General features: G+C 68.4%; 20 protein-coding genes, 1 tRNA gene and 1 pseudogene. 14 read left to right on the forward strand and 8 right to left on the reverse strand.

Going from position 1 to position 22378, the window contains the following annotated elements; all coding sequences use genetic code 11:
• Positions 1-117: 117 nt before the first annotated feature.
• Complete coding sequence (locus M446_RS30920; RefSeq protein WP_012336029.1) at positions 118-1014, forward strand: histone deacetylase; 897 nt, start codon at positions 118-120, stop codon at positions 1012-1014.
• Positions 1015-1089: 75 nt separating this feature from the next.
• Positions 1090-1230 carry a hypothetical protein gene (locus M446_RS30925; RefSeq protein WP_012336030.1) on the forward strand — a complete coding sequence of 47 codons (141 nt, stop codon included), beginning with the start codon at positions 1090-1092 and terminating at the stop codon, positions 1228-1230.
• 172 nt (positions 1231-1402) lie between these two features.
• On the opposite strand, the gene M446_RS30930 is transcribed toward M446_RS30925, so the two are convergent.
• Positions 1403-2761, reverse strand: a complete 1359-nt coding sequence (locus tag M446_RS30930; protein ID WP_012336031.1) for a leucyl aminopeptidase family protein — start codon at positions 2759-2761, stop codon at positions 1403-1405.
• A 467-nt stretch (positions 2762-3228) separates the two neighbouring features.
• Here M446_RS30930 and M446_RS30935 point away from each other — a divergent pair, with 467 nt between their 5' ends.
• Positions 3229-4029: a tetratricopeptide repeat protein gene (locus M446_RS30935; RefSeq protein WP_012336032.1), complete on the forward strand. Its 801-nt coding sequence runs from the start codon at positions 3229-3231 to the stop codon at positions 4027-4029.
• A gap of 24 nt (positions 4030-4053) precedes the next feature.
• Here M446_RS30935 and dxs read toward each other — a convergent pair whose 3' ends face one another.
• The gene (dxs, locus tag M446_RS30940; RefSeq protein ID WP_012336033.1) at positions 4054-6045 is read right to left on the reverse strand and encodes a 1-deoxy-D-xylulose-5-phosphate synthase; all 1992 of its coding nucleotides are present in this window, start codon (positions 6043-6045) and stop codon (positions 4054-4056) included.
• Between the two features lie 95 nt (positions 6046-6140).
• Positions 6141-6425: an exodeoxyribonuclease VII small subunit gene (locus tag M446_RS30945; protein ID WP_012336034.1), complete on the reverse strand. Its 285-nt coding sequence runs from the start codon at positions 6423-6425 to the stop codon at positions 6141-6143.
• A 287-nt stretch (positions 6426-6712) separates the two neighbouring features.
• Here M446_RS30945 and M446_RS30950 point away from each other — a divergent pair, with 287 nt between their 5' ends.
• Positions 6713-6997: a hypothetical protein gene (locus M446_RS30950; protein ID WP_012336035.1), complete on the forward strand. Its 285-nt coding sequence runs from the start codon at positions 6713-6715 to the stop codon at positions 6995-6997.
• Positions 6998-7007: 10 nt separating this feature from the next.
• Here the strand turns inward: M446_RS30950 and serA are convergent, their stop codons facing one another.
• The 3 genes from serA to M446_RS30965 form a co-directional block, all read right to left on the reverse strand.
• A complete protein-coding gene (gene serA / locus M446_RS30955; protein WP_012336036.1) occupies positions 7008-8603 on the reverse strand; it encodes a phosphoglycerate dehydrogenase in 1596 nt (531 codons plus the stop codon).
• A 191-nt stretch (positions 8604-8794) separates the two neighbouring features.
• A complete protein-coding gene (locus tag M446_RS30960; RefSeq protein WP_012336037.1) occupies positions 8795-9967 on the reverse strand; it encodes a phosphoserine transaminase in 1173 nt (390 codons plus the stop codon).
• An 82-nt stretch (positions 9968-10049) separates the two neighbouring features.
• Complete coding sequence (locus M446_RS30965; RefSeq protein ID WP_012336038.1) at positions 10050-11585, reverse strand: FAD-dependent monooxygenase; 1536 nt, start codon at positions 11583-11585, stop codon at positions 10050-10052.
• Between the two features lie 73 nt (positions 11586-11658).
• Here M446_RS30965 and M446_RS30970 point away from each other — a divergent pair, with 73 nt between their 5' ends.
• Positions 11659-12315, forward strand: coding sequence for a TetR/AcrR family transcriptional regulator (locus M446_RS30970; protein ID WP_012336039.1), 657 nt, complete (start codon positions 11659-11661; stop codon positions 12313-12315).
• A 13-nt stretch (positions 12316-12328) separates the two neighbouring features.
• Here the strand turns inward: M446_RS30970 and M446_RS30975 are convergent, their stop codons facing one another.
• Positions 12329-12742 carry a hypothetical protein gene (locus tag M446_RS30975; protein ID WP_012336040.1) on the reverse strand — a complete coding sequence of 138 codons (414 nt, stop codon included), beginning with the start codon at positions 12740-12742 and terminating at the stop codon, positions 12329-12331.
• 364 nt (positions 12743-13106) lie between these two features.
• Here M446_RS30975 and M446_RS30980 point away from each other — a divergent pair.
• From M446_RS30980 to M446_RS30990, 5 genes and pseudogenes are all read left to right on the forward strand, one after another.
• A tRNA-Ser gene (locus tag M446_RS30980) sits at positions 13107-13193 on the forward strand.
• Positions 13194-13293: 100 nt separating this feature from the next.
• Positions 13294-14994 (forward strand): site-specific integrase, encoded by a 1701-nt coding sequence (locus M446_RS30985; protein ID WP_083784765.1) that lies wholly within the window; start codon positions 13294-13296, stop codon positions 14992-14994.
• Positions 14995-15794: 800 nt separating this feature from the next.
• Positions 15795-16112, forward strand: coding sequence for a septal ring lytic transglycosylase RlpA family protein (locus M446_RS36105; protein ID WP_415926924.1), 318 nt, complete (start codon positions 15795-15797; stop codon positions 16110-16112).
• An 893-nt stretch (positions 16113-17005) separates the two neighbouring features.
• Positions 17006-17386, forward strand: coding sequence for a response regulator (locus M446_RS36110; RefSeq protein ID WP_012336043.1), 381 nt, complete (start codon positions 17006-17008; stop codon positions 17384-17386).
• An 86-nt stretch (positions 17387-17472) separates the two neighbouring features.
• Positions 17473-17718, forward strand: a pseudogene (locus M446_RS30990) (Rha family transcriptional regulator); the annotation flags it as partial.
• A gap of 222 nt (positions 17719-17940) precedes the next feature.
• On the opposite strand, the gene M446_RS30995 reads toward M446_RS30990, so the two are convergent.
• The gene (locus M446_RS30995) at positions 17941-18681 is read right to left on the reverse strand and encodes a Crp/Fnr family transcriptional regulator (RefSeq protein WP_012336045.1); all 741 of its coding nucleotides are present in this window, start codon (positions 18679-18681) and stop codon (positions 17941-17943) included.
• A 919-nt stretch (positions 18682-19600) separates the two neighbouring features.
• On the opposite strand from M446_RS30995, the gene M446_RS38415 reads away from it, so the two are divergent.
• The 4 genes from M446_RS38415 to M446_RS31005 all read left to right on the forward strand — a co-directional run bounded on the left by M446_RS38415 (position 19601) and on the right by M446_RS31005 (position 21990).
• Entirely contained in the window at positions 19601-19954 is a 354-nt protein-coding gene (locus tag M446_RS38415; RefSeq protein WP_043701813.1) for a Bro-N domain-containing protein, read from the forward strand.
• 2 nt (positions 19955-19956) lie between these two features.
• A complete protein-coding gene (locus M446_RS39810) occupies positions 19957-20298 on the forward strand; it encodes a BRO family protein (protein WP_168169181.1) in 342 nt (113 codons plus the stop codon).
• A gap of 106 nt (positions 20299-20404) precedes the next feature.
• Positions 20405-20632 carry a hypothetical protein gene (locus M446_RS37750; RefSeq protein ID WP_150108765.1) on the forward strand — a complete coding sequence of 76 codons (228 nt, stop codon included), beginning with the start codon at positions 20405-20407 and terminating at the stop codon, positions 20630-20632.
• Positions 20633-21432: 800 nt separating this feature from the next.
• Positions 21433-21990: a recombinase family protein gene (locus tag M446_RS31005; protein WP_012336046.1), complete on the forward strand. Its 558-nt coding sequence runs from the start codon at positions 21433-21435 to the stop codon at positions 21988-21990.
• The last annotated feature ends 388 nt before the right edge of the window (positions 21991-22378 follow it).

The following is a 22378-nucleotide window of genomic DNA, read 5'->3' on the forward strand; positions in this document are numbered from 1 at the left end:
CCGCCGCCGACGATATCGCCCGGGTGCGGGCGCCGCGACCGTCCCGCCGCGACCGTCCCGCCGCGGCCGGCCGGGCGCGGCCGGTCCGATTGCGGTGGGCGCGGTCGAGGAGGAGCCATGCTGCCGATCGTGTTCCATCCGGCCTACGAGGCCGAATTGCCGGAGGGCCACCGCTTCCCGATGCGGAAATACGGCCGCCTCGCCGAGATCCTGCGCGCGCGCGGCCTGGTGCCGAACGGGTTCGTGCGGCCCGAGCCGGCCGGCGCGCCGACCGTCGCGCTGGCGCATGACCGCGCCTACGTCGATCAGGTGCTCACCGCGACGGTGCCGCGCGCGGTCGAGAAGCGGATCGGCCTGCCGGTCGATGCGGGCGTGGCGCGCCGCTCCCTCGCCTCGGCGGGCGGCACGCTGCTGGCCGGGCGGCTCGCCCTCGCGGGCGGGCTCGCGGGCAGCACCGCGGGCGGCAGCCATCACGCCAGGCGGGCCGGGGGCGGGGGCTTCTGCGTCCTCAACGACGTGGCGGTGGCGGCGCTCGCGCTCCTGCGCGAGGGCGCGATCCGGCGGGCCCTCGTCATCGACCTCGACGTGCACCAGGGCGACGGGACCGCCGACTGCCTCGCGGGCGAGCCGGACCTGTTCACCTTCTCCATGCACGGCGAGCGGAACTACCCGACCGACAAGGTGCCGGGCGACCTCGATGTCGGGCTGCCGGACGGGCTCGACGACGCCGGCTACATGGCCGCGCTGGTCCGGCACGTGCCGCGCCTGCTCGACGCGCTGCGGCCCGACCTCGTCTTCTACAACGCGGGCGTCGACCCGCACCGGGACGACCGGCTCGGGCGGCTCGCGCTCACGGACGAGGGCCTCCTCGCCCGCGACCGCCACGTGGTCGGCGAGACCCGGCGCCGCGGCATCCCCCTGGCGGCGGTGATCGGCGGCGGCTACGCGACGGAGATCGACGCGCTCGCGGCCCGCCACGCCCTCGTCTTCGAGGCCATGGCCGAGTGGGCCTGAGCGGAACGGCTGAGCCTGTGCCTCGTTGACAGCGGAGACAGGGCGCTCGCCGCCCGCCAGCCGGAGGGGAAGGCCATGAGCTTGATCGGCCGCATCGTCACCAAGATCCTGGGCAACGACGATCCGAATGCCCGCCCGGGCGACCGCTACGACACCCGCAACGCCGATTCGAGCACGCTCGTCGGCCGCATCGTCACCAAGATCCTGCGCCGCTGAGGCGGCACCCCGAGCGGCGCCCGCGCCCGGGCGCCGCTCGGTCCCGGCCCCGTCATGCGCCATCCGGTTGATGGCTTCGCCATCTTCCATTTCGGCCATGCGGATGTCGTCCTCGCTCAGGCGCCGCGCAGGCGCGTGATCCGGGATCCGCTTCGATCGAGCGGATCCCGGATCAGGCGTAGCGGCGGCGCAGCAACGCGTAGACGAGGCGCGCGGTCTGCACCTCGCCGCCCTCCGGCCGACCGGGCTTGGTGCTCGGGTTCCAGCCGTAGAGGTCGAGGTGAACGTGGGCCTTCGCGGCGGTTGCGAAGCGGCGCAGGAACAGGGCCGCCGTGACCGCGCCCGCGAAGGGGCCGCCCGAGACGTGGTTGACGTCCGCGACCTTCGAGTCGAGCAGGCTCGCGTAGGGCGCCCAGAGCGGCAGCCGCCAGACCGGATCGTTCACCGCCCGCCCGATCTCGGCCATCTCGGCGGCCAGCCCGTCATCCTCCGTGAACAGGGCCGGCAGGTCCGGGCCGAGGGCCACGCGGGCCGCGCCCGTCAGGGTCGCGAAATCGACGAGGAGGTCCGGGCTCTCCTCGTCCGCGAGCGCGAGCGCGTCGGCGAGGATCAGGCGGCCCTCCGCGTCGGTGTTGCCGATCTCCACGGTGAGGCCGCGGCGGCTGCGCAGGACGTCGCCCGGCCGGAAGGCGCTCCCCGAGATCGCGTTCTCGACGGCCGGCACCAGGACGCGCAGGCGCAGGCGCAGGCCCGCCCCCATCGCCATCTCGGCGGCGGCCAGCGCGGCGGCGGCCCCCGCCATGTCCTTCTTCATCAGCAGCATGGCGGCCGAGGGCTTGATGTCGAGACCGCCCGTGTCGAAGGCGACGCCCTTGCCGACCAGGGTGACCTTCGGGGCCCCCGGATCGCCCCAGGTCAGGTCGATGAGGCGGGGCGCCCGGTCCGAGGCGCGCCCGACCGCGGCGATCATCGGGAAATCCCGCTCCAGGGCCTCGCCCGACACGACCGTGCAGGCCGCCCCGGCGCGCGCGGCGAGGCCGCGCGCCGCGGCCTCGATCTCGGCCGGGCCGAGGTCGTTGGCGGGCGTGTTGACGAGGTCGCGCCCCGCCGCGACCGCAGCGGCGATGCGTTCGACCTCGGCCGCGTCGACGCCCTCGGGCGTGGCGAGCACCGCCGCCGGCGCCGGCCGGTCGCGGTAGCGGGCGAAGCGATAGGCGGCGAGCCGCCAGGCCAGGGCGGCGAGGAGCGGGTCCGGCGGGGCCGCCGCGAAGCGGTAATCGCCCTCCGGCAGCGCGTCGGCGAGCTTGCCCGGCGCGAAGGGATCCCCCTTCGGGTCGATGCCGAGGACGACGCCCGCGAGGCTCCCGTCCGCCCCGGGGAGCACGCAGTGGCTCCCGGGCTTGGCCGAGAAGCCGGTTGCCCGGGCGTAGGCGGCGGCCGCGGCCGGGAGGGTCTCGGCGAGGGCGGGCCATCCCTCCGCCGTGACGCACCAGATCGGACGGGCGGCGGAGGCGTCGGGGGATGAGGTCACGGGCGGGTCCCGGGTTCGAGAGGAGGTGCACCGCTGCCTAGCGCAGCCGACCGGGCCTTGTCACACCGGCCGCGCGGCGCGCGGCGCCACCGCATCCGCCGTGCCGCGCCGGGCCCGACGCTGCGGCCGGTCGACGATCCCGCTTCCGGTGCCTTCGGGGCGGGCTGTGCGGCCGCGCAACCCCGCTGAGGTCCATCGCCCCGTCGGGCTGCGCATCGACCGCGCGCTCCCTGGTCCCGGGCGGGCGGTTGACGCAGGGTCCCGCGAGCACAGGGCCTCGCTCCCGGCGGCGCGGCTCCCCGCTCATCGGCGACCGACACGGGACGACAATCCCCGAACGGCGCCCGCAACGGATGATTTCTCAACGATATCAATGCCGCCTCGTTAACCCCCGGTTAGGGTTAACACCCTATTCCGGGCAGCGAGGCGGCGCGTTGGGCCGCCCGAGCCCGCCTGAGGAGAGCCGGATGCGGTCCCCCGTCGACGTGTCGCGTTCCGCCCTGGTGCGCCTTCTCGCGGCCGGCACGATGGCGCTGCTCGTGTCCGGGTGCCTGTCGCGCTCGCCGACGACGACCGGCTCGATCGATGTCGGCACCGGCGCCGGCAATGCTCGGCGCGACCTCGACCGGCTCGCCGCGCGCTACACCCGCGATCCGGCCGATGTCGGCACCGCCATCGCGTATGCGGGGGCGCTGCGCGCCAGCGAGCAGACCGCGCAGGCCGTCGCGGTGCTGCAGCAGACGGCCCTGCGCAACCCCAAGAACCCGGCGGTGCTCGCGGCCTACGGCAAGACCCTGGCGGAGGCCGGGCGGTTCGGCGAGGCGGCGGAAGTCCTCCAGAACGCCCACTCGCCGGCCAATCCGGACTGGCGCGTGCTCTCGGCCCAGGGCGCCGTCGCCGACCAGATGGGCGACCACGCCCAGGCCCAGCGCTACTACGAGACCGCCCTCAAGATCGTCCCGGGCGAGCCGAGCGTGCTGTCCAATCTCGGCCTCTCCTACGCGCTGGCCAAGCGCCTGCCCGAGGCCGAGCGGGTGCTGCGGCAGGCCGCCGCCGATCCGCGCGCCGACGCGCGGGTGCGTCAGAACCTCGCCCTGGTGCTCGGGCTCGAGGGGCGCTCGGCCGAGGCGGAGGAACTGATGCGCCGCGACCTCGGCGGCGCGGAGGCGGCCCAGAACGCCGCGGCGCTCCGGGCCTTCGTGGCGCAGCCGAACGGCTGGCAGGCGATCCGCTCGGCGGATGCCCGCAAGCGCAAGCCCGCGGGCTGAGCGCCGCTCAAGGGCGGGCTCCGCTCAGCGCGGGCGGCGGGAGACGCTCACCACGTTCGAGTCGCGCGCGGGCCGCTTGGCGGCCCGCGGCTCGTCCGGGAGCGCGTGCTCGACGGCTCGGACGATGGCGGGGGCGTCGAGGCCGGCCTGGGCGTACATGCGCTCGGGCGTGTCGTGGTCCTGGTAGCTGTCCGGCAGGGTCAGCGTGCGCACCCGCACCGTCCCGGCATCCAGCGCCCCGCGCCCCGCGAGCAGGTGCAGCACCATCGCGCCGAAGCCCCCGGTCGAGCCCTCCTCCACCGTCACCAGCACCTCGTGGCTGCCCGCAAGATCCAGCAGCAGCCCCTCGTCCAGCGGCTTGGCAAAGCGCGCATCCGCCACCGTCACCCCGATCCCGCGCTCCTCCAGCTGCTCGGCCGCCTTCAGCGCCTCCGCCAGGCGCGTCCCCAGGCTCACCAGCGCCACCCGCGCCCCCTCCGGGCGCCGGATCACCCGGCCGCGGCCCAGCGCCAGAACCTCGCCCTTCTCGGGCAGGTCCACCCCCACCCCCTCGCCCCGCGGGTAGCGGAAGGCGATCGGGCCGGCATCGTGCGCGTGGGCGGTCGCCACCATGTGCACCAGCTCCGCCTCGTCGGCGGCCGCCATCACCACCATGTTGGGCAGGCAGCACAGGTAGGCCAGGTCGAAGGCCCCCGCATGCGTCGCCCCGTCCGCCCCGACCAGGCCGGCCCGGTCGAGCGCGAAGCGCACCGGCAGGTTCTGCAGCGCCACGTCGTGCACGACCTGGTCGTAGGCCCGCTGCAGGAAGGTCGAGTAGATCGCGCAGAACGGCCGGTAGCCCTCCGCCGCCAGCCCGGCCGCGAAGGTCACGGCGTGCTGCTCGGCGATGCCGACGTCGAAGGTGCGCCCCGGATGGGCCTTGGCGAACAGGTCGACCCCGGTGCCGGAGGGCATCGCGGCGGTGATCGCCACCACCTTGTCGTCGGCGTCCGCCGCCTTGACCAGGCTCTCGCCGAACACCCGGGTGTAGGTCGGGGCGTTGGCCTTGGCCTTGACCTGCTGGCCGGAGACGACGTCGAACTTGACCACGGCGTGGCCGCGGTCGGCGGCGGCCTCGGCGGGGGCGTAGCCCTTGCCCTTCTGGGTGACGACGTGGACCAGGACCGGCCCCTCGGGCGCGTCGCGGACGTTCTTGAGGATGGGCAGCAGGTGGTCGAGGTTGTGGCCGTCGATCGGGCCGACGTAGTGGAAGCCGAGCTCCTCGAACATGGTGCCGCCGCCCGCCAGGATGCCGCGGGCGTATTCCTCGGCGCGCACGGCGGTGTCGTAGAGGGCCTTGGGCAGCAGGCGGCCGAACTGGCGGGCGGTGTCGCGCAGGGAGCGGTAGGTGTCGCCGGAGACCAGGCGGGCGAGGTAGGCCGACATGGCGCCGACCGGGGGCGCGATGGACATGTCGTTGAGGATGACGACGAGGCGGGAGCGCAGGGCGCCGGCGTTGTTCATGGCCTCGTAGGCCATGCCGGCGGAGATGGATCCGTCGCCGATGACCGCCACGACGTTGCGGCGCTCGGGGGTCTCGCCGCGGGCGCGGGCGGCGGCCTCGGCGAGGTCGCGGGCGACGGCCATGCCGAGGCCGGCGGAGATGGAGGTGGAGGAGTGGGCGGCGCCGAAGGGATCGTAGGGGCTCTCGGCGCGCTTGGTGAAGCCGGAGAGGCCGCCGCCCTGGCGCAGGGTGCGGATGCGGTCGCGCCGGCCGGTGAGGATCTTGTGCGGGTAGGCCTGGTGGCCGACGTCCCAGATCAGGCGGTCGTCGGGAGTGTGGAAGACGTAGTGCAGGGCGACCGTGAGTTCGACCACGCCCAGCCCCGCGCCGAGATGGCCGCCGGTGACCGAGACCGCGTCGATGGTCTCGGCGCGCAGTTCCGCGGCGAGCTGCGCCAGGTCGCTCTCCGGCAGGGCGCGAAGCTCCGACGGATCACGGACGCGATCGAGGAGGGGAAGGCTGAGCGGTGACACCGAACGATCCTCATGTCCGGAAGGGGGGGCGCGGCGCCAGGGCGCGCGACGGCCGCCGACGGGCGGGGGGCGGGCGGCGCCGCGGGAGGGCTGCGTCAGGCGACATCGAGCGGCGCCGTGCCGACGGGGCTGCCATCCGCCCCGAGGGTGATGCGCTGGATGCGCGCCTCGGCGCGCTGCAGGAGCTGCTCGCAATGCCGCTTCAGCGCCTCGCCGCGCTCGTAGATCGCGACGGATTCGTCGAGCGGGACGTTGCCCTGCTCCAGGCGCTGCACGATGCCCTCAAGCTCTTCGAGGGCTTTCTCGAAAGGCAGATCGCCCGTCACGGCCGGGCCGGACGGGGGAACGGCCGATGCGGCATCGGACCGGACTGCGGTCATCCTGAAAAGCTCTCCTTCGAGCGGAGGTTTATGACCGCCTGCCTGTCTCAAAACAACCCTTCGGCCGATCTGGCCCGGGGACACCGGACCAAACTCCGAGAGGGGCAGCCTTTGCGCCACACCGGTTCGGCGGCGCGGTGCGGCGCCGGCCGCGCGCCTCGGCCGCCCGGATCGGGCCCTCGCGCGAGGGTTCGGACCGCGCCGGACCCGGCGGGTGCGGTGGCGCACCGCGCCGGGCCGGTCGCGGATGTCGTCTCCCGTGATCCTCTCAACCGGCGGAGGCATCCATGGGCGTCGCGACCCTCGACAGCGGAATCCGGTCCCACCCCCCGACCGCGCGCGCCATCCCGCACCGCCTCCCTTCCGGCGCGGCGCCCCGGGGCCTGCGCGGTCGGCTCGCCGCCCTCGCGGTGCTGGTCGCCGTCGCCGGCGGGGCCGGCCCGCTGGTGATGCAGGTCGGCCCGGCCGCCGCGGCGATGAACCGTGAGGCCGCCGCCCGGATCGGCCTCCTGACGGAGGCGATGTTCTGCACGGCGACCGCCGCGGGCAGCGCCGCCTTCTGCGGCCACTGACGGCCGGGCCTCAGAAGCGGACCGCCCGCGCGCGCTTGACCTGGGGAATCGCCTCGATCTGGCGCAGCAGCGCCGGCGAGACCGGCTGGTCGACCGCCGCGAAGCAGATCGCGTCGCCCCCGGGCCGGTCGCGGCCGAGATGGAAGGTGGCGACGTTGACCCCCGCCTCGCCGAGCAGCGTGCCGAACCGGCCGATGAAGCCCGGCTGGTCGGCGTTGCGCACGTAGAGCATGTGGGGCGCGAAGGCGGCCTCGAGGGGGATCGAGCGGATCTCGACGATGCGGGGCACCCCGTCCTGGAAGACGGTGCCGGCCGCGTCCCGGGGCATGTCCTCGGCCTCGACGGTCACGTGCAGCACCGAGCCGTAGTTGCGCGCGGTGCCGGTGCGGGTGGTGGTCTCCACCACGATGCCGCGCTGGCGGGCGACCTCGGTGGCCGAGACCATGTTGACGCCCTCCAGGAACGGCCTCAGCGCGCCCGCCACCGCCGCGGCGGTGAGCGCCCGCAGGTTCATGGCGGCGACCTCGCCCTCGAAGGCGATGCGGATGCCGCGGATCGGCGCCTCGGTGAGCTGGCCGAGGAAGGAGCCGAGCTGCTCGGCGAGCGTCACGAAGGGCCGCAGGCGCGGCGCCTCCTCGGCCGAGATCGACGGGAAGTTCACCGCGTTGCGGATCGCCCCGTGCAGGAGGTGGTCGGCCATCTGCTCGGCCACCTGGAGGGCGACGTTCTCCTGCGCCTCGCGGGTCGAGGCGCCGAGATGCGGCGTGCAGATCACGCTCGGGTGGCCGAACAGCACGTTCTCGGTGGCGGGCTCGACCGCGAACACGTCGAGGGCGGCGCCGGCCACGTGGCCGCTGTCCAGGGCGGCGCGCAGGGCGGCCTCGTCGACGAGCCCGCCCCGGGCGCAGTTGACGATGCGCACCCCGGGCTTGGTGCGGGCGAGGGCCTCGGCCGAGAGGATGTTGCGGGTCTTGTCGGTGAGCGGCACGTGCAGGGTGATGACGTCGGCCCGGCGCAGCAGGTCGTCGAGCTCGACCTTCTCGACCCCGATCTCGACGGCGCGCTCGGGGGTCAGGAAGGGATCGTAGGCGATGACGCGCATGCGCAGGCCGATGCCGCGATCCGCGACGATCGCCCCGATATTGCCGCAGCCGATGACGCCGAGCGTCTTGGCGGTGAGCTCGATGCCGAGGAAGCGGTTCTTCTCCCAGCGCCCGGCCTGGGTGGAGGCGTCCGCCTGCGGGATCTCGCGGGCCAGGGCCAGCATCAGGGCGATGGCGTGCTCGGCGGTGGTGACCGCGTTGCCGTGCGGCGTGTTCATCACGATGACGCCGCGGGCGGTCGCGGCCGGCACGTCGACGTTGTCGACCCCGATGCCGGCCCGGCCCACCACCCGCAGGCGCCCGGCCCGCTCGAGCAGGGCGGCCGTGACCCGGGTGGTCGAGCGGATGGCGAGGCCGTCATACGCCCCGATGGCGGCGGCGAGCGCCTCCTTGTCCTTGCCGAGGTCGGGCCGGAGGTCGGCGACGAGGCCGCGCTCGCGGAAGATCGCGACCGCGGCGGGGGAGAGGGAATCGGAGATGAGGACGCGCTTCTGCGTGGTCATGGGCAAGGCTCCGGCTGGGCAAGGCTCCGGCTGGGCAAGGCTCCGGCTGGGCAAGGCTCGGGCAAGGCATCCGGGATGCGGGGCCGGATCCGCCGCGCGCGCCGTCCGGACAGGGCGCAGCCTTCCCCCGCTTGCGGCGGGGGCGCGGCGCGCGACGCCGGGACCGCCGGGGCGGATCCGCGCGCGGTCTGTCAGGCGGCCTGCCGGAGGAGGCGGGCCTTCTCCTGCGCGAAGGCCCAGTCGAGCCAGGGCGTCAGCGCCTCGAGGTCGCTCCGCTCCACGGTGGCGCCGCACCAGATCCGCAGCCCCGCCGGCGCGTCCCGGTAGGCCCCGACGTCGAGGGCGACGCCCTCGCGCTCCAGGGTCGCGGCGATGCCCTTGGCCAGGGCCGCCACGGCCTCGGGGCCGCGGCCCGTCACCTCGGGATCGGCGATCACCAGGCAGACGCTGGTGTTCGAGGCGGTGGCCGGCGCGCGCGCGAGGTTCTCGACCCAGGGCGTCCGCGCCACCCACGCGGCGATGACCCGGGCATTCGCGTCCGCCCGGGCGCGCAGGGCCGGCAGGCCCCCGATCCCCTGCGCCCAGAGCAGGGCGTCGATGTAGTCCTCGACCGCCAGCATGGAGGGCGTGTTGATGGTCTCGCCCTCGAAGAGGCCCTCGATGAGCTTGCCGCCCTTGGTCATGCGGAAGATCTTCGGCATCGGCCAGGCCGGCACGTGGCTCTCCAGCCGCGCCGCGGCGCGGGGGGAGAGGATCAGCATGCCGTGCGCCGCCTCGCCGCCGAGCACCTTCTGCCAGGAGAAGGTCACGGCATCGAGCTTGGCCCAGTCGAGATCCTGCGCGAAGGCCGCCGAGGTGGCGTCGCAGATCACCACGCCCTCGCGGTCCGCGGCGATCCAGTCCGCGTCGGGCACGCGCACGCCCGAGGTGGTGCCGTTCCAGGTGAACACCACGTCGTGGTGCCGGGTGTCCACGGCCGCGAGGTCGGGCAGGGCGCCGTAGGGCGCCGTGGTGACCCGGGCGTCGAGCCTGAGCTGCTTGACCGCGTCGGTGACCCAGCCCTCGCCGAAGGATTCCCAGGCCAGCATCTCGACCGGGCGGGGCCCGAGCAGCGACCACATCGCCATCTCGACCGCGCCGGTGTCGGAGGCCGGCACGATGCCGATGCGGTAATCGTCCGGCACCTGCAGCACGGTGCGGGTGAGGTCGATCGCCTGCTTGAGCTTGGCCTTGCCGAGCTTCGCGCGGTGGGAGCGGCCGAGCGCCGCGTCCGAGAGGGCGGCGGGGGTCCAGCCGGGGCGCTTGGCGCAGGGGCCGGACGAGAAGAAGGGCGCGCGCGGGCGCGCGTCGGGCCGGGTCGTCATGCGGTGTCCATCCTTCCAGATGGGCGCCTCTCGGTGGGGAGAGGTGTCCCGCCGCCGGGAATGACCGAGCCGCGCGCGCCGGTCAAGCGGCGATCGCGGCGCTCCCGGCCGGGCGCAGGCCCTGCGCGCGCAGGTAGGCGCCGAGGGCGGCCGCGTCCTGGTCGGGCAGGGCGAGGGCGACGTGGCCGTCCGGCCGGACCAGGAAGGCGGCGTCCCGCGTCACGCCCGCCCGCGCGGCCTCCGGGCCGTGCGCGAAGACGTGGCAGGGCAGGGCGTGGGCCGCCGCCGCCTCGCCGAGGGCCGGCGCCGGGGTGCCGTAGACGTGGACCTGCCAGGCGAGGGCGCGCAGCGGCGCGAAATTGTCGAGGCCCGGGATCCAGGGCAGGCGGTCCCCGCCCCGCACCTCGCCCGCCCGGCCCAGGCTGAGCGGGCTGTCCGGATAGGCGATGCGGACCTGCGAGACGATCTCGAACATCATCCGGCGGGTCGCCGCGACGCCCCAGAGCAGGGGCATCAGGTGGGGCACCACGAGGGTGCGCAGCACCTGGTGGCCGAGGCCCTTGCCGATGGCGGCCTGGAAGGCCCGGTCGGTGGAGGCGATGAGCTGGCGGGCGAAGGCGATCCGCTCCGGCTCGTAGCTGTCGAGGAGGGACGGGGGGGCGGTGCCCCGCACCACCTCGGCGAGCTTCCAGGACAGGTTCACCGCGTCGCCGATCCCGGTATTCATGCCCTGGCCGCCGGCCGGGCTGTGGATGTGGCCGGCATCGCCGGCGATGAAGCAGCGCCCCTGCCGGAACCGCGCCGCCACCCGGTGGTGGACGTTGTAGGTCGAGAACCAGTTCACCGCCGCCACCCGCACGCCGAGGAGCGCCTCGGCATGGGGCTGGATCTCGGGAAAGCCGAGCTCCTCGCGCCCGGCGAGGGGCGGCGGCACGATGCCGATCAGCCGGTGCATGCCGCTCGACCGCACCGGCATGACGAGGCCGAGGGCGTCCACGCCGAGATTGACGAAGACGTCGTCGCCCGGATGCGCGGCGAGCCGCACATCCGCCACGTAGAAGCGCTGCGCGTAGGTGCCGCCCGGGAAGTCCAGCCCGAGGCCCTGGCGCACGCGGCTGTGGGCGCCGTCGCAGCCGCACAGATAGGCCGCGCTCACGGTCTCCCGCACCCCGTCCCGCTCGAGCACGGCCTCGACGCCGTCCTCCCGGTCCGTGAAACCGACGAGCTCGGTTCCGTATTCCACCGTCACGCCCGCCCGCGCGAGGCGGTCGAGGAGGAAGCGCTCGTGGTCGTCCTGGGGGTAGCACAGCATGAACGGGAACGGGCTGATCCCCTCGCCGAGATCCCCGAAATGGAAAGCGGCGACGTCCTTGCCCCGGCTGCGCAGGTGCACGCCGCCCATGCGGATGCCCTGCGCCACCACCTCGTCGGCGAAGCCGAGCTGCTGGTAGAATTCCAGGGTGCGGGCATGCACCACCATGGCGCGCGAGGCCTCGCCGGGTCCCGCGTGCCGGTCGACGATGCGGGGCCGCACCCCGTGATGGGCGAGCCGCAGGGCGAGGACGAGGCCGGTCGGGCCGGCGCCGACGATCAGGATCGGGGAAGACGAAGAGGCCATGGCGCATCCTCCTGCGGGCATCCTATGACCGGCGGGTCATTTTTGCAATCGGCGCGGGAGGCGCGGGGGCGGCGTGGCTGAGGCGGCGAGGGGAGCGGAAGCGGGCCGGCGCGGCCCGAGCCCGGAGAAGACCGCCCGCACGCGGGCGGCGATCGTCGGGGCGGCGCTCGGCGTGTTCCTGGAGCGGGGCTTCTCGGGCACCCGGATGATCGACGTCGCCGCGCGCGCCGGCGTCGCCAAGGGGACGCTCTACCTGTACTTCCGGGACAAGGAGGCCCTGTTCGAGGGCGTGCTGCGGGAGGTGATGGCCGACCTCGTGGCGAGCCTGAGCGGGCAGGGGCCCGGCCCCGGCGAGAGCCTGCGCGACTTCCTGCGGCGGGTCGCGGTGCCGGCCTTCCGGGACCTTGAGGCGACGCGCCGCGCGGCGGTGGTGCGGCTGGTGATCGCCGAGGGCGGGCGCTTCCCGGCGGTGGCGGCGGCCTACCGGCGCGTGGTGATCGGCCCGGTGACGGGCGCGGTCCGGCGCTTCGCCGCCGAAGCCCTGGCGCGGGGCGAGCTGACCTCGGACGCGCTCGTGCGCTTCCCGCTGCTGCTCGCCGCGCCGGGCGTGCTGGCGACGGTCTGGAACGGCCTCTACGGCGCCGAGGAGCCCCTCGACGCGGGCGCCGTCGTGGAGGCGTTCCTCGACTGGGCGATGCCGGCGCGCGCCGGGGAGTCCGGCGCCGGCTGAGCGGCGGCGCCGCTCAGGCCGGTCCGCGTGCCGCGCCCCGCCGCTGCTCCCGGCGCAGGGCCGCGGCGCGGCTGCGGCGGGCCGCCTCGGCCCGGCGCATCAGCCAGTCGAGGATGTTGCGCTCGACGCGCTCGCCGGTGTCGCGGTCGGTGAGGCGGTGGATGCGGTCGGCCCGGAAGCCCCGATAGGCGTCGCGGTCGCGGTCGGTGCCGCCGACCAGGACCTTGCCCGGGCCGACCTTGAGTTCGTGCGCGGCGAGGTGGCGGACCGTCCAGGCGCCGTTGCCGTCCTCGTAGACGAGTTCGAACCGGCCCTCGATCGGCAGGACCCGCCAGGCGCCGTCCCGGCGCTCCGGCGCCGGCGGCGCCGCGTCCGGCGGGGCCCCGGCCGGGGCGTCCAGCTGAGCAAAAAAGGTGTTGTCCAACATGGTCTTGATATAGGTGTTCGTGGTTCGTTCCGAAAGGGGTGAGCGCGCGCGACCGGGCCCGTGCGCGAAGTGTTGCGCGAGGCGTTGCGCGAGGTGTCACGCGGCTGTCGCGCGGCGCGCCTAGACGGCCGGCCGTCTCCGGGGGACGGGTGCGAGGACTCGGTTCGGCATGGCGATGTTCGCGTTGAGTGTCGTGGCGGTCGGCCTGGTCGTCGTCTCGGCGAGCCTGTCGCAGGGCGGACCGTGAGCGCGCCGGCGCGGCACCGCGGCGCGAGTTGACGCCCCGCTCCGGGAGGCCCTAGACAGGCTGGGCGCCGTCGCGCTCCGGCCCCGGGGCGCCGCAGGTCGGCTCCGGCCCAGACCGGGAAGGGTGGCCGAGTGGTTTAAGGCAGCGGTCTTGAAAACCGCCGTGGGGGTGACTCCACCGTGGGTTCGAATCCCACCCCTTCCGCCGGCCCTCTGCTAAGTGGCTGGACCAGCTAGAAGCGTTGACAAACAAGGGGTTAGGTAGCACCTGTGCTACAGGTTGTTGCTACAGGTCACCCCTCGCGATGGGCCTTGAAACCCGCCTTGTTCGCCGCAAGAACGGCACCTACGCGTTCCGCGGGTACGTCCCTCCCGAGTTGCGAGAGGCCATCCCTGGTGGTCGTAGTGGGCAGAAGTGGATCGCCCTCGGCACAGCAGACAGGGCTGAGGCCGTTCGACGTGCCCGACTGAAGTCGGTGGAGTTCGACCGGGAGCTACACACGGCACGCCGCCGTCTGTCTGGGGCTCAGGACGACATCTCTCTAGCTGAAGCGGAGCGTCTGGCCGCGGCTTGGCTGTCGAAGCTGCTCAGTGATGACGAGAGAAAGCGCGAAGCCGGCCTGACGGAGGTGGCTTACCAGCGCGCACTCAAGGCCGCAGAGTACGTGGGTCCTGCTGCTGCAGCCGAGCTTGCAAGGGGCAGTATGGAAACAATCTGGATGGAGGTGGAGGGGGTCCTTCGCGAGAACGGCTTGTCATCGCGGGAAGGCTCGGAGTCCTGGCGGAGGCTGGGGTTCGCGATGCTGAAGGCTCAAAAGCGTTGGGCTGACGCCCTGCTTGCCCGGAACAAGGGGGAGGTGGTCGAAACACCAGTACCGCCCAAGGCAGCCTCTACGCCCCGTTCCTGCACCGTTGAAGACCTCATTACGGCGTACCTAAACGATCCCACGAGGAAGCGCACTCCTGGCACGCTCAAGACCTACCAGACGGTCTTCCGGGCAATGAGGGAGTTGCTTGGACCTGACACCCCGGTGGACAGCATCCATCGCGTGGACTGCGAGCGCATCCGCAGTGTCATCATAAGGCTCCCGAAGAACGCTTCTCAGCGGTTCCCTGACCTATCCCTTGAGGATGCAGCTAAGCTGGCTGATGCCGAGAAGCTTGAGCGGCTTGGGGTGTCTGCGGTCAACAACTACCTCCACAACCTATCGGCCCTGTTCAAGTGGGGCGTGAACACATGGCGTGTGACCCGGAACCCAGCTCAGGGGCTCGCGCTTCCTGATGACCGCGACGAACGCGACCTTCGCCAACCCTTCAGCATCGCGCAGCTTCAGGCAATATTCACGGCCCCGCTCTACACGGGATGTCAGGATGATGAGGAAGGCTACGCGAAGCCTGGACCGAACGTGCCGCGTCGCGGGCGCTTCTGGGTCCCCCTGCTCTCCCTCTGGACGGGCATGAGGCTGGGTGAATGCTGTCAGCTACGAGTTGAGGATGTGGCTGAGTACGAAGGGGTGCCCGTCATCCTCATCAACGACGACGAGGAGCCAGGGGGCGACGAGGCTGACAAGAAGCGTGTGAAGACGGAGGCAGGCAGGCGGTTCGTCCCGGTTCACCCTGAACTTCAGCGTATCGGCTTTCTCAAGTTCGTAGAGGCCATGCGGGGCAGGGGGGAGAAGCGCCTGTTCCCAGAGATCAAACCCGACTCGATGGGGTATCTGTCCGGCACCTTCTCGAAGTGGTTCAACGACAAGCGCCGCTTCCTGGGCAAGCTCGACATGTCCGGGACGGGGGTGTCATTCCACAGTTTCAGGCACAACTACCGTGATGCTCTCCGAGAGGCTGAGATCAGCCTTGAGCGGGTGAGGGCTCTTGGTGGATGGAGACGAGACAGCGAAGGTGAGGAGGCCATCTATGGTAAGGGATTGAAGGCAGCGACTCTCTATAAAGAGATTGAGAAGGTTCGCTATTCAGGGCTTGCGCTCACCCACCTTCATACCGGGTGAAGACAGCAAGGAGACAACATGCCCCGCAACGGGTGCGAGGACGCGCCCGCTCGGGTGCTTACGTCCAAGTTCAGCCCCTGGCATCAGGGGCTCAGAAAGTCCTACAGGGTCCGCGCAGTACCAGCGTAGGGGCGCCTCTGGTTCGTTGAGCAGGACGCCTGCGGCGCTGCCGGCTGGCATGAGGACACCATGCAGGGTCGGTTCACAACAGTCAGACCTTTCATCAGCTCCAATCGAACCTCGTCGTTTTTCCCTAGTTTGGTCACGAGCAAATAGGACGCGAGCGCATCAGGAGGCCAAGCGGAACCGAATGCTCCACAGGGTCTTAGTTCGCAAAAGCGATCCAGACTAAGGGAGTGGAGCGCATGCCACAGGAAAGTACAAGAAGGCGCAGCAGCCTCGTAGGGACTGCAACCTTTGCAGTTATGATTTGCCTGGTCAGCAATGGCCACTGGGCAGCGCGCGCGCAGGACACTTCAGGATACAGCTTTGACAACCGCTTCACTAAACCAGAGCGAGCAAAGCCGGTCTTCACTCATCCCGACGTGTCATCACAGATGCCGCACCCGGCCGTTTCAGGCGAAGAAAGCACTCCGCGCGAAGCCGCCACGGCGCCCTCCGCATCTCCTGAGCGCATTACGACAGCGGCCATCCCTGCGAAGAGAAAGCATTCCGCTCGTACTGTTTGGCGTAGTGGCCAACGTGTGAAGATGCTCTGCTCATGCCGAGTTATAGCTCAAAGGCAGAAAAGAGGGACAAAGTTAGTTGAAACAAAGGAGTCGGCGCCTCAAAGCAAACGCATTCCCTCGCGTTCTTTTCGTCAATCGGCTCAGATTAGCAGTGGGCGGGCCGTCTGGTATCAACATTCGGGCCGAACCGCGAGCGGTGAAATCTACAACCCAAACGGCCTCACAGCCGCGCACAACAGCCTACCACTGGGCACACGAGTTCGCGTGGTCAACCGAGGGAATGGCCGGTCTGTGGTCGTGCGTATCAATGACAGAACCAATAGGAGCACACAAGGTAAAAACAACTATGTCATTGACCTGTCTCGCGGCAGTGCTCGCAAGCTAGGAATAGAGGGTGTCTCCTCTGTTGCACTTTACAGGGCGCAATGAGTGCGGTGACATCACGGTGGGCAGGAGCATCGCATGGCGTAGCCCGTTTCTGAACATGCGGTAGGGAGGCTGGCCCTTTCCTTCACTCGGTAGCCACGGCAGGGCAGCAAGGGACTCAATGTTCGTGGCGGACGCGTGCGAGGGCATCCACGGATTGATTTGGCTCAACGCAGACGCATGAATGCCTGGCGAAGGTGTCCAGCCCTCACCGGGCGCTCCGCTGTACCATCCAGATCAGTTGTACACCCGAACCAGCTGTGCCCCAGCGCGTTGCGTCCCAATGGTGCACACATAGAGCTGATGGATAATCGAACTCGGATAACAGTCCAACAAGCCCGCCAGACCGAGGCAAGCGGTATCTGGCTCGATTGCAGGAGGTGTGGCCTCAAGGCCGTCACCCTTCTTCAGGCCAAGGTGGAACACCTCTCGGCCTAGAACGCACCCATGAAGGGTGAACTGACCTTCCCTCACTGTGGACGATTATCGGTCCGTCATGCACGCCTACTGGAACCGAGCCTAAAAGGTGAAGCTGACGCGGATGGGGCCGAACCTTGTGCGTGCCATCAGCTTGGCCATGCCATCACATCCGAGAACGCTTCAGCACCTCAGCCGATTGAGCGATGGCCGCCCGAGATTTCCTAACGTGCTCCTCGCCGTCCTCTGCGGACTTGTGCGTGGCATCAATGAGCTCCCGCGTCTGCTCAGGGCTTAGCGGCTTCACCGGTACCGAGGGGTTGGTGGGTTCGGATGACACGTCGGGGTTCATCGGGAAGCCCCCATGGTTGCTCCTGGTATTATTGCCCATCTCGGGCGACCTTGCCAGACGATGTCAGGAATTGCGCGCCCATGCTCGTCGGTGCGAGGGTGCTCGCAGAAGGTAGGGAGGCACCATCTTGACCAGCCAACCCCTTGCGGGATGCCGCGTGCTCGTTGTTGAGGACGAGTACTTCATCGGGGATGACCTGAAAAAGTCTCTGACGGCGGCGGGAGCGACCGTCATCGGACCCATTCCCCAAGTAGACCAAGCCATGAATCAGGTTAGGGGGGGCGAGTTTGAGGTAGTAGTCTTGGACATAAATCTGCGTGATGAGATGTCGTTTTCTGTTGCAGACGAACTGAAACGGCGGGGCATACCGTTTGTCTTCGCTACAGGATACGACGCATGCGTAATACCTGATCGTTTCGCAGACGTGAAGCGATGGGAAAAGCCCTATGGTCTAGAAGACCTCGTCACTGACATCGTGGGCTTGTGCCCTAAGACACGCTCCACATAGCTGTCTGCTCGGCCGTATGTCGCCATGACCGAGTTTCACTGCTGTCGTCCGGTGCGCAGCCTACTTAGCCGTGCACTGAGCCCACCATGAGCAGCCTGGAAATCGCGGACCTCACCGGGAAGTGCCACGACCATGCGATGCGCGACATTCGCGTGATGCTGGTGGAGCTTGGCATCAACGGCCCCAACTTTGGGGGCGTCTACCGGGATGCGAAGGGTGAGAGCCGCCCCTGCCATCAACTCCCCAGGCGCGAGTGCCTCATCCTGGTCCCGGGCTACAGCGTGCCCCTCAGGGCCCGCATCGTGGACCGCTGGCAGGAGCTTGAGGCTCAGCAGACCCGGTCCCATCCCTGACTTCGGCAACCCCGCTGCTGCGGCGCGCGCGGGATGAGGAGTATGAGGCCAAGCAAGTGGCCTATGAGCGCCTGAGAGTCACCGAGCCGTTCGCTGAGGTGGACGCTGTATGCGGCGCTCGAATGGCGCAAGCCGCTGAAGTACGAGACGGAAGCTCTCATCCGTGAGTAGCACCTCGCGCCCATCCATTGACACTTCAGCTCATCCTTCAGCGCCGTCGAGGTGCGCACCCTCGTGGTCGAGATGGAGATAGTCGGCGCTGAACAGTGCCGCATCCCTAAGTGCCTCGAAATCCGGGATAGTCAGACTCTTACCTCTCAGGATGATGAGCCCTCTAGCGCGGAGCTCCTGCACAGTGCGGTTGACGTGAACGGTTGAGAGGCCGGTTGCCTCACCCAACTCAGCCTGGGTGAGTGCCAGGTCGCACGAAGGCCCATCAGTGAGGCCAACGCAGTGCAAGCGAGTGAACACCTCACACAGCAGGGACGCCACGCGCTCTGACGCGTCCCGCTGGCTTAGGTTGGCTGTCCATTGGCGCTGGATCGACTCCCGAACCAGTGTCTCCCACCAGAGCGCCTGGAGCACGCGCGGGTGAGCGAGCGTCAATGCGTTGAACGTGTTCGAGGAAATCTCCGCCAGGGATACTGGGGTGAGTGCTGCGAGGGAGTGGTCCATCTTGCGCAGGATGAATACATTGAGGTCGCAGAGGTCGCCGGGGAGGAGCAATCCTACGATTGCGCGCCGGCCGTCCTCTAGTGTCTTGTAGCGGCAGGCCCAACCCGACAGCGCCAACCGTAGTACCCTCGGCGACTCGCCTTCACAGATGATGTTTTCGCGAGGAGCGTAGGTTCGCCGGGGAGATGCGGTGAGTAGCTCAAGGGCTGCTCTATCGCTCGCCGAGAGCCGGACAAAGTGCTCAAGCTTTCGGGTGAGCGGGCTCATCGAATGGGCCTCCTCTAGGAATATAATCTTCAATAGGCTTCGGACGAAGATTAGGCGCATTGGCCTATGTCAGCGGGACCTGTGGCAAGCGATTGTACAAGCAATTGCGGCCTCTCTACGACACACTCTCAGGTGACGCTGCGAAGGTGGTGCGCTAGGTCGTAAGTGCAACCCGCCAGCAAGGGACTCAAATGTTCGTGGCAGACGCGTGAGAGGGCATCGACGGACTGAGGTGCTTCCGCCTCTACCCGTGCCCCGCACGACCCGGTGTGAGCACGCTCGCATGTCACCGCACGGACACCACTGATGGGCAGCTTGATGCGCCATAGCGGGCTCACAATGGGAAGCGCCATGGCAGAGGGTCTGAATGTTTGCAGCACGTACCTGGAGGTCCATCGACAGAGCGGTCGCCCCCAAGTTCCCCCCATGGCCGTCCCTGCGCCCTCCAGGCCCACGCCAGCACCTCAAGTCGCCCATAAGCAAAGCTCGGGCGGAAGCGGTATGCATATGAGTGAGAAGCTGCCGGTGGGAGCAGACAGCCCCCTTGAGGCTGCACTGGAGCGGTTACGGAGGGGGTCGGTGCCTGAAGTGTCGATGCCAGCGGCACTATGGTGAAGGCTGCCGGAAGGCAAGGTCGCAGTTGAGGCTGTGGCCTACGAAATGACAGGCTCGTGCTTCTTCATCTCAGACCACAGCACCTCTCGAACGCCAGCACAGTTCCCGGGCTCCCGTTTCAGCGCGGCGTTGGGACACGCTCTCTGCCAATGAAGTCGCTCGACCTGGAAGACGCAAAACCCACCGGTTGCGACGGAGCGGATCGTGACACCGCACACATCGCAGGTTCCTGTGAAGAACCTTATGTCCTGACTAGTGGCCGCACGGCCCATTCGCATCACGGTTAGTACCTTACGAGAGAAGGATGGCTACCGAGGGAAGCAACGCAGCGGCCCTCAGGGTCCTCAGTCTTAGGTTCGAGGCCCGCCACAGCGGGCAGAGGAGACGGTTTGCCGTCCGAATGATGCTCTCCGAAGGGAGGCTCTGGCTCCTGGTGAAGGACGCAAGCCGGGCTATCGGGTGGCAGAGCAACACCCTGAAGATGTACCGCTGGACGACGTTGGACCCTGACGATTGGGCCTACACGCTCGTTCAAACCAAGCAGGGGCCGCAGATGATGGCCCTCATTGCCAGGGAAGCCCTGAGCAGTCTGCTAAGCACCGCCCGGAAACCGCAAGCGCGTCAGTTCAAACGATGGCTGGACGGTCTCCCAGGCTGACAATGACCACCACCAACACCACCAACACCTTCAAGTTCGCCGGCTTGGACCTCCGGTGCGTGACCATCGAAGGCCAGCCCTGGTTCGCTGCGGCTGATGTGTGCGCGATACTCGGGCTCTCCCGGCCAGACAACATGCTCCGGTTTGTGGACAGCCATGAGAGGCGCGTCCCCCCTCCAACTTCGAGGGGTACCTCCACCACAAGGCCATGCTGGAGGCTTCCCGGCACAGACAGGCTAGGGTGTTCGGGCTGTGGCTGGACAGTCTCTCTCTACAAGCTTGACCGTAACTTACTGTTAATTCTGTTGTTGAACCAGAGTAGATGCCTGCCATATACAAGGTAGGTGCGTATTGCTGACCTAGGCAGAGTCTTCAACCAACATATCAATTATCAAAATGCAGCTCAGCCCAGACAAGCTCAAAATTCTCTCAAAACGCCTGATAGACTTGATGGCAATCTACTGGGATATTCTGCACGAGGAAGGACCCGTAGATGCTGAGGTCAAGGCAGCTATCAACAGAGAGATAGCTCGGGCTGAGGTTATAGCCCACATAGCTGACAATATGTCACTCTCATCGTCTCCCGACGAACTGGCTGAACTCAGACGATTGATCGAAGAGATAAAGTCATCTGACCTGATGAAAGCCATAACAGAGCACCTAATGGGGGAAGGATAGGCACTCCTGGCACTAGATGCCCTCTCTAAGCCGCTGGGGTTGACCTTAGACGGCCGTTTAGAGGGTCCAGGCTACCTACCTACCTGAAATCAAGAATGGCCGTCCTGGGCCACTACCCTGCATCTTCACATCGATGGGGCGAAGTCGATAGAGCTCCTGCGAGTGGACTGAAGTAGGCGTCCTATTAGGAATAGACTACCAAAGGGGATTAGTTCTTGTCCTAAGAACAAGCCTCAAGGCGCCGTTCAGGTGCCCATCTGGAGGACGGGAGAGGGTCTGAATGTTTGTGACACGTACCTGAACGGCCATCGACAGGCTGAGGTTTCAACGGCTCCCCCCTCTAGGGGGCTGTCGATGTTGCTAGAGGGGAGGGTAGCCTCGCCGGATTGGTAGTCGCCCGAACCACGTTGTCATTGCCCAACCCAGGGAGAAAGCAGGTGGCTAATGACTACATCGCCTCCCACGACCCGCTCATCGAACGTGCTGAACGTGCCGTCGAAGACGCCCGCAGGCTCTGCGAGCAGGCTAGGCGCAACACGGCCATAGGCGAAATGAACGCCAGCCTGTTCCGCCTCCTTTCCTCGAAGCCATGGAGTCTGGAGGACTGGTGGCGAAGGACCGAGCCACGAGTGGAGTGAGGGTTCAACTCTCTGCCTCTACCTTCTTCGTCGTACCAGAACGGTATACCGCTGAGGTACAACGCTCTGTTACACCCGATTGCGTCATATAAGGGTTGACTTCCAGGTTTTGGTACAACACTGTCGCATGGTCTAGACCGTTATGCGACAGAGTACAGTCCAATGGCCGTCTACGGTTACGCGCGTGTCAGCACCACCGACCAGGACCTCAGTCTCCAGGAGGGCGCCTTGAGGGCCGCAGGGTGTGAGGTCATCCGCTCTGAGAAGCGGTCAGGCGCCAGCACCGAAGGCAGGGCCGAGCTTCAGACCCTGATGGACTTCGCCCGGAAAGGGGACGCCATCGTGGTCACCCGCATCGACCGGCTGGCACGGTCCATTGCTGACCTCGCAGCCATCGTCCGCCAGCTTGAGGCCAAGGGCGTGGCGTTGAAGGCCACTGAGCAGCCCATCGACACGTCCACGGCTGCGGGACGCTGCTTCCTCCAGATGCTCGGGGTTTTTGCCGAGTTCGAGACGAACCTTCGCCGTGAACGGCAGCTTGAGGGCATTGCCAAGGCCAAGGCTGCTGGGGTCTATGCCGGCAAGGGGCGCCCTGCATCGGTGCCTGCTGAGAAGGTCAGAGAGCTTCACGCCACCGGAATGGGTCCGTCTGCCATCGCCAAGGAACTCGGCATCAGCCGCATGTCGGTGCACCGGGCGTTGAACCCGAAACCTGCGTGAAATGTATTATCGAAGCCGAGAGTGTCTGTGACTGCCGCTCTTTCGGAATGTGGCATCCTCACGTCTGTAAGACGGGGAATGGACGCGACTTCGGCGCGCCTGTCCACGACACACAAGGCCAACTTTCCGGCTAACTTCAGGTGCAGAATCAGGATAAGCGTTGGTTTTGCTGATTAACGTCTCACAATCGGCGCTCACTCAATAGTAATTAATCCGTTTTTTTTCAATGCTTGATTTGCTTACATTCGATTGTTCGCACATACCGTAAGTTACTTCCAGGGGTGGAAGGATATTGAGCCCCTAATCCGATTTGATGACATATTCCGATGCAGAGGTACAGCCCTCATTTCATACGTCATGATCAACATTTGCATTTGCACGTTGACGT

The organism is Methylobacterium sp. 4-46, assembly GCF_000019365.1.
In the GTDB taxonomy this organism is placed as follows: domain Bacteria; phylum Pseudomonadota; class Alphaproteobacteria; order Rhizobiales; family Beijerinckiaceae; genus Methylobacterium.

What these genes read in the sequence shown, in the direction of transcription:
- M446_RS37750 (WP_150108765.1), top strand. Translation starts at nt 20,405, where the DNA reads ATGGCAATCTACTGGGATATTCTGCACGAGGAAGGACCCGTAGATGCT.
- M446_RS30995 (WP_012336045.1), bottom strand. Translation starts at nt 18,681, where the DNA reads ATGAGCCCGCTCACCCGAAAGCTTGAGCACTTTGTCCGGCTCTCGGCG.
- M446_RS30945 (WP_012336034.1), bottom strand. Translation starts at nt 6,425, where the DNA reads ATGACCGCAGTCCGGTCCGATGCCGCATCGGCCGTTCCCCCGTCCGGC.
- M446_RS30985 (WP_083784765.1), top strand. Translation starts at nt 13,294, where the DNA reads ATGGGCCTTGAAACCCGCCTTGTTCGCCGCAAGAACGGCACCTACGCG.
- M446_RS39810 (WP_168169181.1), top strand. Translation starts at nt 19,957, where the DNA reads ATGACCACCACCAACACCACCAACACCTTCAAGTTCGCCGGCTTGGAC.
- M446_RS30925 (WP_012336030.1), top strand. Translation starts at nt 1,090, where the DNA reads ATGAGCTTGATCGGCCGCATCGTCACCAAGATCCTGGGCAACGACGAT.
- serA (WP_012336036.1), bottom strand. Translation starts at nt 8,603, where the DNA reads ATGACCACGCAGAAGCGCGTCCTCATCTCCGATTCCCTCTCCCCCGCC.
- M446_RS30965 (WP_012336038.1), bottom strand. Translation starts at nt 11,585, where the DNA reads ATGGCCTCTTCGTCTTCCCCGATCCTGATCGTCGGCGCCGGCCCGACC.
- M446_RS30935 (WP_012336032.1), top strand. Translation starts at nt 3,229, where the DNA reads ATGCGGTCCCCCGTCGACGTGTCGCGTTCCGCCCTGGTGCGCCTTCTC.
- M446_RS30975 (WP_012336040.1), bottom strand. Translation starts at nt 12,742, where the DNA reads ATGTTGGACAACACCTTTTTTGCTCAGCTGGACGCCCCGGCCGGGGCC.
- M446_RS30960 (WP_012336037.1), bottom strand. Translation starts at nt 9,967, where the DNA reads ATGACGACCCGGCCCGACGCGCGCCCGCGCGCGCCCTTCTTCTCGTCC.
- M446_RS30920 (WP_012336029.1), top strand. Translation starts at nt 118, where the DNA reads ATGCTGCCGATCGTGTTCCATCCGGCCTACGAGGCCGAATTGCCGGAG.
- M446_RS38415 (WP_043701813.1), top strand. Translation starts at nt 19,601, where the DNA reads ATGGCTACCGAGGGAAGCAACGCAGCGGCCCTCAGGGTCCTCAGTCTT.
- M446_RS30950 (WP_012336035.1), top strand. Translation starts at nt 6,713, where the DNA reads ATGGGCGTCGCGACCCTCGACAGCGGAATCCGGTCCCACCCCCCGACC.
- M446_RS31005 (WP_012336046.1), top strand. Translation starts at nt 21,433, where the DNA reads ATGGCCGTCTACGGTTACGCGCGTGTCAGCACCACCGACCAGGACCTC.